General features: G+C 38.8%; 12 protein-coding genes. All 12 read right to left on the reverse strand.

The window, feature by feature from the left end; genetic code table 11:
- Positions 1-191: 191 nt before the first annotated feature.
- The 12 genes from T498_RS0104395 to T498_RS0104450 all read right to left on the reverse strand — a co-directional run bounded on the left by T498_RS0104395 (position 192) and on the right by T498_RS0104450 (position 14999).
- Positions 192-1013 carry a response regulator gene (locus T498_RS0104395; protein WP_028234874.1) on the reverse strand — a complete coding sequence of 274 codons (822 nt, stop codon included), beginning with the start codon at positions 1011-1013 and terminating at the stop codon, positions 192-194.
- 15 nt (positions 1014-1028) lie between these two features.
- Entirely contained in the window at positions 1029-2867 is a 1839-nt protein-coding gene (locus T498_RS14845; protein WP_051524589.1) for a hybrid sensor histidine kinase/response regulator, read from the reverse strand.
- A 45-nt stretch (positions 2868-2912) separates the two neighbouring features.
- On the reverse strand, positions 2913-3428 hold the full coding sequence (locus T498_RS0104405; RefSeq protein WP_036977786.1) for a DUF4364 family protein: 516 nt from the start codon (positions 3426-3428) through the stop codon (positions 2913-2915).
- A 37-nt stretch (positions 3429-3465) separates the two neighbouring features.
- The gene (gene rho / locus T498_RS0104410) at positions 3466-4875 is read right to left on the reverse strand and encodes a transcription termination factor Rho (RefSeq protein WP_028234876.1); all 1410 of its coding nucleotides are present in this window, start codon (positions 4873-4875) and stop codon (positions 3466-3468) included.
- A gap of 147 nt (positions 4876-5022) precedes the next feature.
- Positions 5023-6666, reverse strand: a complete 1644-nt coding sequence (locus tag T498_RS0104415) for a putative manganese-dependent inorganic diphosphatase (RefSeq protein WP_028234877.1) — start codon at positions 6664-6666, stop codon at positions 5023-5025.
- A gap of 13 nt (positions 6667-6679) precedes the next feature.
- Entirely contained in the window at positions 6680-7342 is a 663-nt protein-coding gene (locus T498_RS0104420) for a hypothetical protein (protein ID WP_028234878.1), read from the reverse strand.
- 14 nt (positions 7343-7356) lie between these two features.
- Positions 7357-8754 carry a glycine--tRNA ligase gene (locus T498_RS0104425; RefSeq protein WP_028234879.1) on the reverse strand — a complete coding sequence of 466 codons (1398 nt, stop codon included), beginning with the start codon at positions 8752-8754 and terminating at the stop codon, positions 7357-7359.
- Between the two features lie 17 nt (positions 8755-8771).
- The gene (locus T498_RS0104430; protein WP_028234880.1) at positions 8772-9548 is read right to left on the reverse strand and encodes a hypothetical protein; all 777 of its coding nucleotides are present in this window, start codon (positions 9546-9548) and stop codon (positions 8772-8774) included.
- The gene (gene recO / locus T498_RS0104435; protein ID WP_028234881.1) at positions 9545-10270 is read right to left on the reverse strand and encodes a DNA repair protein RecO; all 726 of its coding nucleotides are present in this window, start codon (positions 10268-10270) and stop codon (positions 9545-9547) included. Before recO ends, T498_RS0104430 begins: the two co-directional genes overlap by 4 nt.
- A complete protein-coding gene (gene era, locus T498_RS0104440) occupies positions 10271-11182 on the reverse strand; it encodes a GTPase Era (RefSeq protein ID WP_028234882.1) in 912 nt (303 codons plus the stop codon).
- Positions 11175-14087, reverse strand: a complete 2913-nt coding sequence (locus T498_RS0104445; protein ID WP_242839203.1) for an insulinase family protein — start codon at positions 14085-14087, stop codon at positions 11175-11177. The genes era and T498_RS0104445 overlap by 8 nt, the downstream gene beginning before the upstream one ends.
- Positions 14088-14111: 24 nt before the next feature.
- The gene (locus tag T498_RS0104450; RefSeq protein ID WP_028234884.1) at positions 14112-14999 is read right to left on the reverse strand and encodes a mechanosensitive ion channel family protein; all 888 of its coding nucleotides are present in this window, start codon (positions 14997-14999) and stop codon (positions 14112-14114) included.
- Positions 15000-15074: the final 75 nt, after the last annotated feature.

Genomic DNA, 15074 nt, shown 5'->3' on the forward strand with positions numbered 1-15074 from the left:
TACTAGGTTGTGTGTCCGCCAACCAAAAACCTTTTTCAAAATTGTACAGGCCTGCAAAAGACACATGTAAATAAAGATGCATAAATGGCCCATTAGAAAAACGCAATATTCATGCAATGCGCCATGTGTATAGTGGAGGCCGCTACAAGGGCGCGGGGCATCACAACAGGATTTGCAGTGAATGGTAACAGTTATTCGACAAAGGAAGCTCTTTCTACCCATCTGTCTCGGCGGAAAAAGTCTTCGAGCTTGCTGGTAAGCGTTTTTTTGTCAACAGATTTTAAGATATAGTCTTCTGGGCGCATGTCCACGGCTTTCACCACCAGGTCTCTGTCATTTTTGCCTGTTAAAAACATTACAGGAATATTCCTTGTGTTGTGGTCACTTTTTAGCATGTGAAAGACTGTTGGTCCGTCCATGGATGGCATCTCATAGTCCAAAAGAACAAGGTCTACCGAGTCACTGTTTTCCATAAGCCAGTGGATAGCCTTGCTGCCAGAGTCCATAATAGTAACCTGGTATCTTTCCTTCATCCATTCGTTCATCATTCTCAAATAGGTCACATCATCATCTATTATGAGGATATGATGCTTTCTGGCAGGAGCAATCTCCCCATTTAGCACACTTTCAATCGTTTCTATCAATGCATCCATATCCACAGGACGAGCAAACCATTTTACTATGGCAGATTCAGGAATAATTTCTATAGCGTGGTTGAATTCTGCTTTTTCTCCTACAAGTATTACCTGACGCTGTTGTTCTAAGCATAGGTCCTTTAAATCACTAAGAAAATCTTCGCCTGTAGGAGTAAAAATACTATCATCAAGATAAAATATAATAGGTTCCTTTTCATCGATTGCATCTACAATCTGACTGACTCTCGGTCTGACTGATATACCATCATATCCAGCTTCCTGTAGCTTCTTTTTAATTCCCATTACAGAAAAGCTTTCTTTTGCGCTGACAATAGCTACTTTACTCTTTTCTAGCGCGTTACTGTTGAAAAAATCCATAAGTCGTCTCCCCTTCTACAACATCTCTCCCGCCGCTTTTGAAACAGCTTCATAGTCAAGTTTTTCCAAAAGATTCCTGATATTATTAATCTTTTCCGTAAGCTCTGCCGACATTTCGTACTCATCTAAACCGTTTAATACCATTTCTGTAGAACTGTAATCGCATACATTAGCCATCTCTATAATCGAATATAAGGCATCCTTCAGATCACTATCTGATAAGAATTTTTTGCCATTCTTCTTTCCTTCATAAGCATCTCTCAGGCTTAGATATTCAGAAATCAGTTCCATATGGTGACTCTTAATATAATTCCAGTCTTCAGACTTACCTGCTTTCTCTAAAGCCTCCGCCTTTTTAGAGATGGACATTTCTCCAATAAGACGAGCAGTGCTCTTCAATCCATGGACTTTTATAGTGTAATTTTTGATATCACCTGCTTCTAAAAACTCATCAAGCTTTTTAGCACTTTCATCAATAGTAGATACAAATATCTTTATAAGTGCGTTGCGCTCATCATCATTTGTTGTAAGAGATTTATCATTTCTTACATCACTTATAGCCTTCTTTAGCACCTTTTTCTTAGGAACATACTTTACCAGCATGCTCTCAAGAGCCTCTGCGTCAATCGGCTTGGTTAGATAATCTACGAAACCGTTAGAAAGATAGTATTCCTTTGCGCCTGCAATGGCATTTGCGGTCAAGGCAATAATAGCAGTCTTCTTTTTTAGTAAGCCCTGCTTATTTATAATATCAACAGTTTCTATACCATCCAAATCAGGCATCATGTGATCCATAAAAATCACATCATATTCTTTCTTACTTACCAAATCTATCGCTTCTCTGCCTGATTCAACCAAATCAGGGACGAAATCATAGACCTTCATGAGATTCTTTGCTACCATCAAATTCATCTCATAATCATCTACCACCAATATATTTGCAGCCGGCATAGATGGGAAAGTGTATTTATTGCGCTTTTTATAGCTTTGCTTAATACGTTTTTTATAGTCTCCCACAGGTTCATTGTTAACAATGCCCTGAGAAAACACAAAAGAAAATACCGAACCTTTGCCATAAATACTGCTTACAGCAAGCTCGCTGCCCATTAATTCTAGAAGCTTCATTACAATCGGAATACCTAGACCCGTGCCCTCAATATTCCTGTTTTTCTCTTCGTCAACTCTTTTGAAAGCAACATAGAGATTATTTAAATCCTCTTCTTTAATGCCTATACCTGTGTCCCTGACAGCAATGTATATATCAATATTGTTGTCATTACGGTCCACTTCTCGCATAGTAAAGGTTATTTCACCACGCTCCGTGTACTTAATGGCGTTGGTAATAAGATTCATAACGATTTGAGTGAGTCTTACATCATCCCCCAATAAGGTCATCGGAAGATTGTTATCCACGTCTATATTAAATTTTAGGCCTTTAGCCTTTGCTCTTGCTGATGCACCTATGATAAAGGTGTTGATAGTAATTGCTAAATCATATTCCACAGGAATGATTTCCATCTTCCCGTCTTCAAGCTTCGAATAATCAAGGATGCTGTTAACCTGAGCAAGCAATGATTTACCTGCCTGCTTGATGTTTGTTGCATACTCAACTATCTGCTCATCATTGGACTCTCTAATAATCATTTCGTCCATGCCCAAAATGGCATTGATTGGAGTCCTTACCTCATGAGACATATTGGCCAAAAACTCAGTCTTGGCCTTGTTGGCCGCATTTGCCGCCTCTATCTGAGTCTGCAAAGACTTGGATAGCTTTTTCATCTTGTGGAACATGATAACAAAAAACACAACTAGAATTGCTAATAAGAATACTAATACGAAAAGAATTAGATCCATAACTCACCCCATATGAACTGGCAATCGTGCTTTCGCACCAATTGCCTATCCCATTAAAATATCTAGTACTGCACCATATACCTCGTCGCTTTTGACCTTCCAGTTATTGCAAAGTGTTTCAGCCTGCTCCTTTGTTCCAACATGAAAACTAAGATCCATTGTAGGAACATCATTTTCCGTGATGCGAAGCTGAACCACATATCCGCCTCTATCCGCCTTGAAGTAGGTAGCTTTGTAGCTATTTTCCTCCTTCATGGTGATAGAATTAAGCTTTAAATATTTATTTATATCCTTTGACAGAGCAGGAGAAATCTTTTCCTGAAAAAGCTCTAATGTCTTCTTGCCCTCGTCTGTAATTGAATACGTTGTGTTGTTATGATTAGTCTTAGATAAAATCAGACCAGCCTCTTCATCATCACTGATAGCCTGCTGAGCTGTAAAATAATCAGTAAGATTTCCCTCCAGGAAGAAATCTGTAATCTGACTGTTGCTAAGTGGGAATCCACTCCGATTAAGTAATTCTAGTATTGTAATCTTGTATATTAAATTCGGTTCTGCCATGATATTCCTCACCTTGTTAAAACTTAAATGAGTGCTATTAAATCACTCTCTTGCGTATTACCATATCAATGTATTCGTCATTGTTTTTAGTATGAGCAAACATATTGAGTATAGTCTCTACCGCATCTTCTTTTCTGGCACCGTTGATAGCCTTACGCATGATTTCCATAGCATCAAGCTCTTTCTTTGAAAGAAGTAAATCTTCTCTACGTGTACCAGAACCAGTAATATCGATTGCTGGGAAAATTCTCTTTTCAGAAAGCTTTCTATCAAGAATAAGCTCCATGTTACCTGTACCCTTGAACTCCTCGAATACAACATCATCCATCTTTGATCCTGTATCTACTAATGCAGTTGCAAGGATTGTAAGAGATCCGCCTTCTCTCATATTTCTGGCTGCACCAAAGAATTTCTTTGGCATATGAAGTGCAGCTGGATCAAGACCACCTGAAAGTGTACGTCCAGACGGCTGAACAGTAAGGTTGTACGCACGAGCAAGACGAGTGATAGAGTCAAGAAGAATCATTACGTCTCTTCCATGCTCAACAAGTCTCTTTGCTCTTTCTATAACCATCTCTGAAACACGCTTGTGATGCTCTGGGCTCTCATCGAATGTTGAGTAGATAACTTCAACATTTTTGCTGTTTCTCATAGTGTCCTTCATATCTGTAACTTCTTCAGGACGCTCATCGATAAGCAAAATGATAAGATGCATATCAGGATGCGAATAATTTACTGAAGTGGCAACTTCCTTTAGAAGTGTTGTCTTACCAGCTTTTGGCTGAGAAACGATCATACCACGCTGTCCCTTACCAATTGGGCTGACAAGATCAACGATACGCATAGCTACAGAACTGCGCTGACGCTCTAATCTAATACGTTCATTTGGGAAGATTGGTGTCAAATCCTCGAAATTAGGACGCTTTGTAGCAGCATCTGGTGTGTAACCATTTATAGTATCAATAATCATTAAGGCAGCAAACTTATCTGTTGGATTATTAAAACGCTTTTTACCAACAATAATATCTCCGGTCTTAAGATTAAACTTTTTGATTTGTGACTGAGATACATATACGTCATCTGTACCTGGCATGTAGTTATCACAACGAATAAAGCCGAAGCCATCCCCCATAACCTCCAAAATACCACTTGCTGGTATAAGGTTATCCATTGGGATGTCTCTTTCCTGCTTTTCTACCTTTTCAGTTTTCTCTACCTTATCAGCTTTTTCAACCTTTTCAGGCTTTTCAGCCCTCTCTGCTTTTTCTGGCTTCTCAGTTTTTTCTTCTGTAGAAGCAGCTTCAGCATTTTGCTTGTCGATTTCGTCCTGGGCAAGCATAGCCTCAACCAAATCAGCTTTCTTCATAGCAGATGCGCCTTTTATTCCCCTAGCTTTTGCTAAGTCGCGCAAAATTGTTACTGACAAGCTTTCATATTTTTCTCTCATCTAACTCTCCTTTAAATAATATAAACTCTGGAAATTAAAAGTCGAATCGACTATTGAATTAACTTTGATGATAAATGCATTATATAATGAAAATCGTCTTGTGTCTATAAGCAAAATAAGGACGGCAGTAGAAACTGCCGCCATTAATTATTCTTGTAATGATTCCATAATTGGTGGAATTAATTGCTTCTTTCTAGAAACAACGCCTTCTAATAGATAGCTATCTGAAGCAACAGGTAATCTGAAGGCATCGGCAATAATCTTATCTGCCCCATCACCAACAAACAATAACTCTGTTGACTCTTCTAAAATATCTGTAAGCATTACATATACAGCATTTAAATCTGATGAGCCTAATACTGTATCCATGTAATTCTGTATATCATCCTTTATAGCATTTAACTGACTCTTAGATACAGAACTAATCTGTGCAACACCAAACTTTGTATCTCCACTAGTGAAGATCTTGTAATCCTGGTGGAAGATTTGATCTGCTGTACGTCCCTTAAAGTCACTACCTGCTTCAAACATAGATGTTGCAAGCTCTGTAACATCTACACCTGCAATTTCAGCCAACTCCTTTGCTAAAGATTCGTCTGTTGGTGTACATGTAGGTGAACGGAACATTAATGTATCAGAAAGGATAGCTGAACAAAGGATTCCTGCTATCTTCTTAGGTATTTCTACCTTGCGCTCTTTGTACATCAATGTAACGATTGTTGCTGTAGAACCAAGAGGCTGGTTTCTAAATAAGATAGGTGAAACTGTCTCTAATGAGCCTAATCTGTGGTGATCAATAATTTCAAGCACATCTGCCTGATCAATACCATCAACCGCCTGTGATTTCTCATTGTGGTCTACTAAGATAAGTCTCTTCTTCTGCATGTTCAAAAGAAGACGTCTAGACACCATACCAATGTAGTGTCTGTTTTCATCTAAGATTGGGAAGTCACGATGTCTAACTGTCTTCATAACGTCTCTGACATCATCTACATAATCGTCTAATTCGAAGCTAACGATATCTTCCTTCTTCATAAAATACTTGATTGGCATAGACTGATGAATAAGTCTTGCCACTGTAAATGTATCGTATTCTGTAGTAATAAGTACGACCTGATGGTCTTCTGCGAGCTTAATAATATCATCAGAAACCACCGATGTGTTACATACAACCATGCAGCTACATCCAGCTTCAATACAGATGCGCTGACGCTCCTCAACATTACCTACGATAACTAAATCATCTTCTGTGATATGGTCCAATAAAACCTCACGATTGCTGGCAGCAATCACAACAGATCCTTTTACAAAATATGCATGTGGATTACCTGTTACAAGTGAACCATTCAAAGTGCCGATGATATTTGAATACTGAGTACGCGCTCTGGATAAAATGCTGTTGTCATATACATCCATATATGAATATGCAATGTCTCCGTTTACGATAACTCCTTCAAGCTTTCCTGACTTTGCAATTACAGGGAGTGTAACTACGTCATTCTCAAGCATAAGCTCCCAGGCCTGCTTTAGAGAAATGTGACTGTCTACTCCTTCAAGCTCTCTGTACTCAATGTCCATCAACTGAGCACCAACGTCGGTAATAGTCTCTGGCACTTTTACACCAAAGCGTTCCAACACATAGGCTGTTTCCTTATTAAGTTCTCCTGCTTTTTTCGGTACATAGTTCTCGCCTGTGCTAAGTGCATTCTTAAGATATGCATAAGCAATAGCAGCGCAGATACTATCTGAATCAGGGTTTTTGTGACCGATAATTAATATAGAATTCGGCATGGTCCCTCCATTTTTAAACAACTCCTAATGAAAGAATAAGTGAAAATATTGAAACCCCCAATGTAAGTACCAAAAGAACGATTACAACTACAGAAAGCTTTTTAAGAGAGCTGTAATGCTCAACTGCTTTAAGCGCCTGCTCTTCGCTGTTATCATGTTCCTTTAATAAATCTTGAATCAGTCTGTAAAGGTGAACTGATTCTGAATGTGTCTTCTCCGATAGCTCATTTTGGATTGTATCAAGACCTGCAGATACATTTTTAAGTGTGTCCTGAAGGTTCTTGTTATGTTCCTCATAAGACTCTTGATTATCGCTAACTTGGCCCTTAATGTCAAGTTCTAATTGATCCATGTTGTTTTTAACAACCTGCATCATCCTGTCAACCTGAGTTTCAACGTCAGCTACAAGATTGTCTGCTTCCTCCTGTTTCTTAGAAAGCTCTTCCTGAAGCTTAACATTGATTGCTTCCTTCTCCTTGACCAAAGCTTCTAACTCAGCTGCTTTGTGCTCTTTTTGAGCAATAAGCTCCTGAAGCTGTGTAGCCTTATCACGAAATGCATCAATCTGCTGTAAAAGAAGATCTTCCCCATTTTCGATAGGCTGCTGAAGCGATGCTGACTGAGCCTGTTCAGACTCTGCCTGCTGTGGGTGCGCTGGAATAATCACATTTTCCATAGCTTTTTCTCCTCCTAAAATGTAAATTTATCTGCAAAGTATGCATCTAAATCCGCAATAGCAATACGCTCCTGCTCCATTGAATCACGATGACGAATTGTAACCATATGGTCTTCCTCAGAATCGAAATCATATGTGATACAGAATGGTGTACCGATTTCGTCCATACGACGATATCTCTTACCAATTGTTCCTCTATCATCAAATTCGCAGTTGTATTTCTTTGAAAGCTCTGTAAATACTTTCTCTGCACCCTCGTTAAGCTTCTTTGAAAGTGGAAGCACACCAATCTTAACAGGTGCAAGTGCTGGATGGAAGTGAAGAACTGTACGAACATCGCTCTTACCGTCTTTTCCAACTTCTTCCTCATCATATGCAGCACAAAGGAATGCAAGAACTACACGGTCAGCACCAAGTGATGGCTCGATAACGTATGGCAAATACTTTTCATTTGTCTCATCATCGAAGTATGTAAGATCCTGACCAGATACATTCTGATGCTGTGTAAGATCGTAATCTGTACGGCTGGCAATACCCCAAAGCTCACCCCAACCAAATGGGAATAAGAACTCAATATCTGTAGTGCCTGTTGAGTAGAATGAAAGCTCCTCTGGATCGTGATCACGAAGACGCATCTCGTCCTCTTTCATACCAAGGCTGATGAGCCAATCACGGCAGAAGCTTCTCCAATACTGGAACCACTCATCCTGTGTACCTGGCTTGCAGAAGAACTCAAGCTCCATCTGCTCAAACTCACGTGTACGGAATGTAAAGTTGCCAGGTGTGATCTCGTTACGGAATGACTTACCAATCTGGCCAATACCAAATGGTACCTTCTTACGAGATGTACGCTGTACGTTCTTGAAGTTAACGAAAATACCCTGAGCTGTCTCTGGACGTAAGTAAACAGTGTTCTTAGCATCCTCAGTAACACCCTGGAATGTCTTAAACATAAGGTTGAACTCACGGATATCTGTAAAATTGTGCTTACCACATGATGGGCAAGGAACATTATTGCTTTCGATGAATTCTTTCATCTCATCTTTTGACCAACCGTCAACAGATGACTTGAGCTCAATGTTATTCTCTGCAGCAAAATCTTCGATAATCTTATCTGCTCTGAAACGCTCATGGCATTCCTTACAATCCATAAGTGGATCTGAGAATGAACCAAGATGGCCAGAAGCAATCCATGTCTGTGGGTTCATAAGAATAGCACAATCTACACCAACATTGTATGGATTCTGCTGAACAAATTTCTGCCACCAAGCTTTTTTAACATTGTTCTTAAGCTCGACACCAAGATTACCATAATCCCATGTATTTGCAAGTCCACCGTAAATTTCGGAACCAGCATACACAAATCCTCTTGCTTTTGCGAGAGCAATTATTTTGTCCATTGTTTTTTCCATGATAGATTTATTCCCTTCTAATTTGCTTTATATATAATGAAAACCATGTCAGAAGCATCCTCATTACCATCTGCCTGTGAAATAGCAAGTGTATCTGAGTCAATCAGCTCTACATTTGCTGTTGAAACGTAGGTGATTGTGCCTGGGACATTAACGGTAACATTTTCATTTACAACTACAACCTGAGAACCTGCAAATACTGAAGCAGCATCAACGGTATCAGCCTCTAATAATGCATCATCGGCAACCTGGCTATATAATGTAGCAAAATCATAGCCTGCGCTGACAGCATCTTCATATGAACCTGCATATGTCTCATAGGATGTAAACGAACTATAGCAAGCTGCATCCTTGTATGTGGTCTTTATGTATGCCACATCTCCTTTTACAGATAATTTATCTAAGCTAACAGCATTCTTTCCATTTGTTTCATTAAAGCTTGAAATCAAATCCTTAGTGTAAGCCTTAAGATCAGATTTAGAATATACAGATTCATCAAAATCTGTAACTTCTTCAAATACTACACTTCCATCTTCCTTAATTGTAAGAGTAGATGTATCAGCTGACTTACCAAGATTAAATACAAAGCCAAAAACCTTTACCACAAGGAATATAATAAGTGCCAGAATCAAAGCTAAACAAGCACCAAGTATTATACGATTGCGCATAACCTCTCGCTGTCTGCGTCTGCGTCTTGCTTCCTGGAGCTCCTTAGACGCGACTCCATTTCTAGGCCTGCTAGCATTATTTCTAGAGCGCATGCCACTTCCCTGGGATGGCCTATTACTTGTCATAAAAAAACCTCACTCTTATATTTGTGCGACCTATAGTTTAATCTATAGGCGTCCAAAATTCTAGTCAATTCTTCTTCAGTTTCACTATTCAACACAAAAGTATACAACTTTTCGACGCTTGAGGAAACAATAAATTGCATTGCATACAAAGTAGAAGCTGATATTTCTGTTCCAGCTTCTTTTAAAGAACACTCTTTACATATCATTCCATGTCTTTTCAAGGAAAATGCATATAGATTTTCTTTTTTGTCACAGCACATGCAACTAAAGACGTTTGGATACTCTCCATCGATGACCCATGTCTTTAAATCGTATATGTCTCTAAGTAATCTGTGACTAAACTTTCCAGATTCTACAGCCTTTAAACTCTGATATAAAAGAGCCAGACGATTTCTCTCATCAACACCTTCTACAGATAAAAAATCAGCGACCTCTAAAAAATATGAACCAAGGCATACCTTATCGTAATCTGTAGCCAAATCTCTAAAGTAGTTAGATATGTTGGCCTTGCTGATATGATAAGAGTTGCGACCCTCAAATGCATCAAATACACCAAAACAAAATGGTGAGCAGGCTGCAATGAGTGGATTATTCGGCCTTCTGGCTCCTTTAGCGAAGGCTGTAACCCTGCCAGCCTCTTTGGTAAGAATTACCATTCGTTTGTCGAATTCTCCAACATCAGAGACAGAAAGCACCAATCCTGTCAGCGTAACCAGTCCCATTTAGTTTAAGTCCTCTTTTTTGTATCCAAAGCTCTTGAGCTCGAAATCACTATCTCTCCAGTCTTTCTTAACCTTAACAAATAGCTTAAGATTTACCTTTGCATCCAAAAGCTTTTCTATTTCATAGCGGGAATTTGTACCAATCTTTTTAATCATGGCACCACCCTTTCCTATAATAATACCTTTGTGAGAATTTTTTTCGCAGACTATTGTTGCTTCAATATCCCACATAGGTCTTTTGCCAGGACGCTCTTTCATGCTATCAATAAGAATTGCGATACCGTGTGGCACCTCATCGTTAAGTGCATGAAGAGATTTCTCACGAATGATTTCTGCAGTGATTTCACGTAATGTCTGATTAGTAACTGTCTCCTCATCATAAAATGCAGGTCCTTCAGGCAAATGTTTAAATATTGTAGAAAGTAAATCGTCGCAGCCTTCTCCGTGCAATGCAGAAACAGGTACAACCTCTATAAAATCGCATAAATCCTTGAATGCCTGAATTGTCTCACCAACTTTTGCACCATCTGCCATGTCAATTTTGTTGATAACAAGGATAACAGGCGCTTCTACTGTGGATAAAAGCTCTGCAATTTTCTTATCACCTGCGCCTACCTTTGTGTCTGGCTCAATAAGCCAAAGAATCAAATCAACATCGTTGATTGTGCCCTTAGCTGCAGACATCATGTACTCACCAAGCTTATTCTTTGCCTGATGCATACCTGGTGTATCAAGGAAAACAATCTGTCCCACATTCTCATCTGTATATACAGTCTGAATGCGATTTCTTGTTGTTTGTGGCTTGTTACTTGTAATAGCAATCTTCTGACCAATAATATGATTCATAAGAGTACTTTTGCCCACGTTTGGACGTCCTACAATTGTAACAAAACCTGATTTAAAATTATTCATATAATGCTCCTATATTATCAAATATATCTTTGTTGGCTTCCACAACCGATTCGTTACCCACAACACAAATATAGCGCTGTTTCATTGCTGCATCAACCGGTTCAGCTAAAGCTCTGATATCATCCACTGTTGCATCAAGAACTTCGTTTCTAGTACGTTGTAAATCCTCATATGTAATACCTGAAAGATAACAATTTAAGCCGCGCAATCCTCTCTGGGATGGAGTAAGTGGTGTATCCATGCCACTTACAGTACCGATGATATATTTTGTCATATCTCTGTCATCTACATCAAAGTTGCGTAAATAATCGCCAGTCTCCTCAAATACCTTCAAGGTCTCCTTAAGGTTAGGGTCGCGATAAGAAACAAATACCATATCGCCCTGACGGCTAGAATTCATATTACAGCCATATGCTCCGCCCTGTACTCTGACTTTTATCCAGAAGTAATCGTAACCCAAAATAGTATTTAATAGCTTGAAAGCTCCATTATACTTAAATCCTGCTTTAACAAAATCTCCAGCCATTGCTACGTACTGAATCTGAGATGCATCTTTCAGAGCTTCTTTTACGGAATGAACTTCAAATGTATCTTCTCCTTCAAATGGTAGCTTCTCCTGTGCCAGTTTTGGTTTTATTTCGTTGACAAGCCTTCTAGCCTGACTAAGCACCTCAGTCTTTCCTGTAGAGGAAATTATCAGTCTATCCTTAGCAAATATGATTTTGCACAGCTTGTTAAGTTTAGATATAATTTCATCTTTTTTATTATCAAAGTTTTCTTCCAGATCCACTAGGAATCTATAGAATCTAACTCCATTTGCCAAATCTGAAATGTTAGCTTTTCTAGAGAAACCGCTTCTTGCTCTTGTTGCAGCAACCTGGTTGCCTCGGGAATTAAGAATATATTCCATATGAGACTTCTCAGCAGTAATGAGTTCTCTTAGTCTCTTCTCATCACTAAATTTGGTGTGACAAAGCATCTCGAGTGCCAAGTCACAAGCACTGTCCGCCTCTTCATAAATGAATTTAGAACGAACCTCAAATGTTAAACAAACCTTTTCGTGATCATTAAAGATTTCATGAACTGCTGTAGTTGTGTTGATACCACCTGTATGCAGATACATTTCATTAGTGAAATCTGCATAAGTATAATGCTCTGTATCAAGCAAGCCTATGAATCTTTCTAATAGAGATACATAAGGCACCTCAGAAAGTGGCATATCACTTATATCAAACACCATATTAAAATAATGGATGCCATTAGTGCTAACTTTATGATGTAGAATCGTAGTACCATCCTCATCATACTCAGCCAAATCAATCGGACGAGCCTCTCTAGTAAGATCAAAACGGCTAAGCATAGGAATCTTTGCTAAATCTTCCTTTGAGCTTGGAGTCTGCTGATATTCCTTAAGATAAGCTGTATGCTTAACAATCTCATCAATCTCTTCCTTTGAAAGTGAGGCCTTCTTAGCAGCAAGCTTGCTCTTAAGCTCCTCGTCATCCCTTGCTGTAAGTCCCTGCTTTGGTCTGAGAGTTACAATTGATTTATGATTGTTTGAAAGCAAATAAACATCTGCAATATAATCAAAAAGACCATTATCAACTCTAGTTTTAATTTTATCTAAAATCTCAACAGCATGCAGGTGTAGGAACGGTCTATTCTTATCGTAGAGCCAACTGTCAAGCAACTGAAGTCCTATAATAAGCCCCTTTGGTGCGCTACCAAAATCAAGCTCTCTGGCCCTAAACTGTTCTCCGTTAATTGCGGCAAACAATGTCTTTTTATCGATACTCTTTGCAATTTCATTCTTAAGAGTAGTTTCGATTATGTTTACGAATTTATCCTTATCTTCTTCATTTGCACCTCTGGCAACAATTGAAAAGTACATCTGTCGCTGAGAAGATTCAAATGAGCACTCCACATCTTCTGCAATATTAGCATCGATAAGCGCCTTATAAAGCGGAGCTCCTGGTGCCGATACAAGAGCATAATTGAGAATATCAAAGGCTCTGTACATATTAGGATCTAAAACGTCACCTATGCAGACATTATATGAAAGATACGCATTGTTCTTAACATCCTGATCTGCACCAATTGGATAATCGATAGTAAGCTCTACCGGCTTATCAAATGGCTTCTGCATCTGTATCTCAGAATCTACTTCAAGATAATCGTAGTGTCTAAGGTATTTTTTATCCAAATATTCTAATATTTCATCAATATCAACATCTCCATATACGTAGATATAGGAATTGCTTGGATGATAGTATTTGCTATGGAAAGCTAAAAAATCCTCATAAGTAAGACTTGGAATAACCTTTGGATCACCGCCAGATTCTATGGCATAAGTAGTCTCTGGGAACAGTGAATTAAGGATTTGCCTAGATAGTACATCATCAGGAGATGAATAAGCGCCCTTCATTTCGTTGTATACAACACCGTTGATGGTTAAATCGCTTTCAGGATTTTCCATCTCGTAATGCCATCCCTCCTGCTCAAATATCTCACGGTATTTGTAGATATTTGGATGGAAAACTGCATCCATATATACATCGATAAGATTCATATAGTCAGCATCATTTGTGCTGGCAATAGGATAAACTGTCTTATCTGGATATGTCATAGCATTAAGGAAGGTGTTAAGACTTCCCTTAACAAGCTCCACAAAAGGATCCTTCACCGGATATTTATCAGACCCGCAAAGAACTGTGTGCTCAACAATATGTGCAACACCAGTGGAATCCTTTGGAGGTGTTCTGAAACCTATGTAAAAGACCTTGTTTGTGTCATCGTTTGATATGAAACAGATTCTAGCCTTTGTTTTCTTGTGTTCAAAAATAAATCCTAAAGAATCAAGCCCCTCCAACTTTTCTTCTTTAAGTAACTCGTATGCTTTGTTCAAAATTATGCCTTTCTAATTCCCCAATTATAATTGTTTTAAATTTACATCAAGCTGATTGAAGCAAATCTCTATATCAGCTTCATCAAATCTTCTTTTAATTTCTTCAAGTGTTTCCCATTTTACAGGCCAATACTGGCTAGTGGCTACTGCAAAACGAAGCCCAATCTTAACAGAACTATCAGATAAGTCCGCAACGAATGTCTGTATTGGTGCAAGCTCTAATCTATGCTCAGTCTTCTCTGCAATATCCTGAAGAATTTCCTTTGCTCTCTTGATATCACTGTCATAACTGATTCCAACTGTTTCGTTGAAAAGCCTATACTCCTGGGCTGTGCAGTTTGTAAGAGAAGCTGCTGAAAGTGTACCATTTGGTATCTGAACTAATCTACCATCAACCATCTTAAGTGTTGTGTAGATGATATTGATTCTGCTAACTGTGCCTTCCTGGCCAGTTGCATGCTCAATAATGTAATCCCCTACTTTGAATGGATGCATCAAAAGAATAAGAATGCCTCCTGCAAAATTTGAAAGTGCTCCCTGCAACGCTAAACCAATTGTCACACCAAGACCTGCAACTGCCGCAGAGATAGATGTGGTGGTAACGCCAAACAATCCAAGGATTATAGTAATAAGAATGATGTACATAATCCATCTGAGAACAGACTCTAGGAATGTCTCAACACCAGGATCTACGTCCTTAAGGCTCATCGCCTTATGAAAAATCTTTATAATAGCCTTTATAATTCTTGTACCAATAAAAAATACAACTATCGCTAAAACTGCGCACCATAAAAAGCTCCAAAACTTTGGAATCAAGCTTTCTAGCTGCTGCTGAATTACGCCTTTTTGAATATCTTCAACCAAATCTTCTGGTAAAGGTGCCGCTGTATCTGCTGTAAGTAATAACATCATAAATCCTCCCTCTTCGTTACAATCCGTTAAATTATATCACACTTTAGGGCATGAAAAAAGCGGTAGAAATCTACC

It is taken from the genome of Pseudobutyrivibrio sp. MD2005 (genome assembly GCF_000621865.1).
Classification (GTDB): Bacteria; Bacillota; Clostridia; order Lachnospirales; family Lachnospiraceae; genus Pseudobutyrivibrio.

Bases quoted from the DNA above. Each gene is read 5' to 3' on its own strand.
- T498_RS0104425 (WP_028234879.1), bottom strand. From the start codon at position 8,754: ATGGAAAAAACAATGGACAAAATAATTGCTCTCGCAAAAGCAAGAGGA.
- T498_RS0104450 (WP_028234884.1), bottom strand. From the start codon at position 14,999: ATGATGTTATTACTTACAGCAGATACAGCGGCACCTTTACCAGAAGAT.
- T498_RS0104420 (WP_028234878.1), bottom strand. From the start codon at position 7,342: ATGGAAAATGTGATTATTCCAGCGCACCCACAGCAGGCAGAGTCTGAA.
- T498_RS0104405 (WP_036977786.1), bottom strand. From the start codon at position 3,428: ATGGCAGAACCGAATTTAATATACAAGATTACAATACTAGAATTACTT.
- rho (WP_028234876.1), bottom strand. From the start codon at position 4,875: ATGAGAGAAAAATATGAAAGCTTGTCAGTAACAATTTTGCGCGACTTA.
- T498_RS0104395 (WP_028234874.1), bottom strand. From the start codon at position 1,013: ATGGATTTTTTCAACAGTAACGCGCTAGAAAAGAGTAAAGTAGCTATT.
- T498_RS14845 (WP_051524589.1), bottom strand. From the start codon at position 2,867: ATGGATCTAATTCTTTTCGTATTAGTATTCTTATTAGCAATTCTAGTT.
- T498_RS0104415 (WP_028234877.1), bottom strand. From the start codon at position 6,666: ATGCCGAATTCTATATTAATTATCGGTCACAAAAACCCTGATTCAGAT.
- T498_RS0104430 (WP_028234880.1), bottom strand. From the start codon at position 9,548: ATGACAAGTAATAGGCCATCCCAGGGAAGTGGCATGCGCTCTAGAAAT.
- era (WP_028234882.1), bottom strand. From the start codon at position 11,182: ATGAATAATTTTAAATCAGGTTTTGTTACAATTGTAGGACGTCCAAAC.
- recO (WP_028234881.1), bottom strand. From the start codon at position 10,270: ATGGGACTGGTTACGCTGACAGGATTGGTGCTTTCTGTCTCTGATGTT.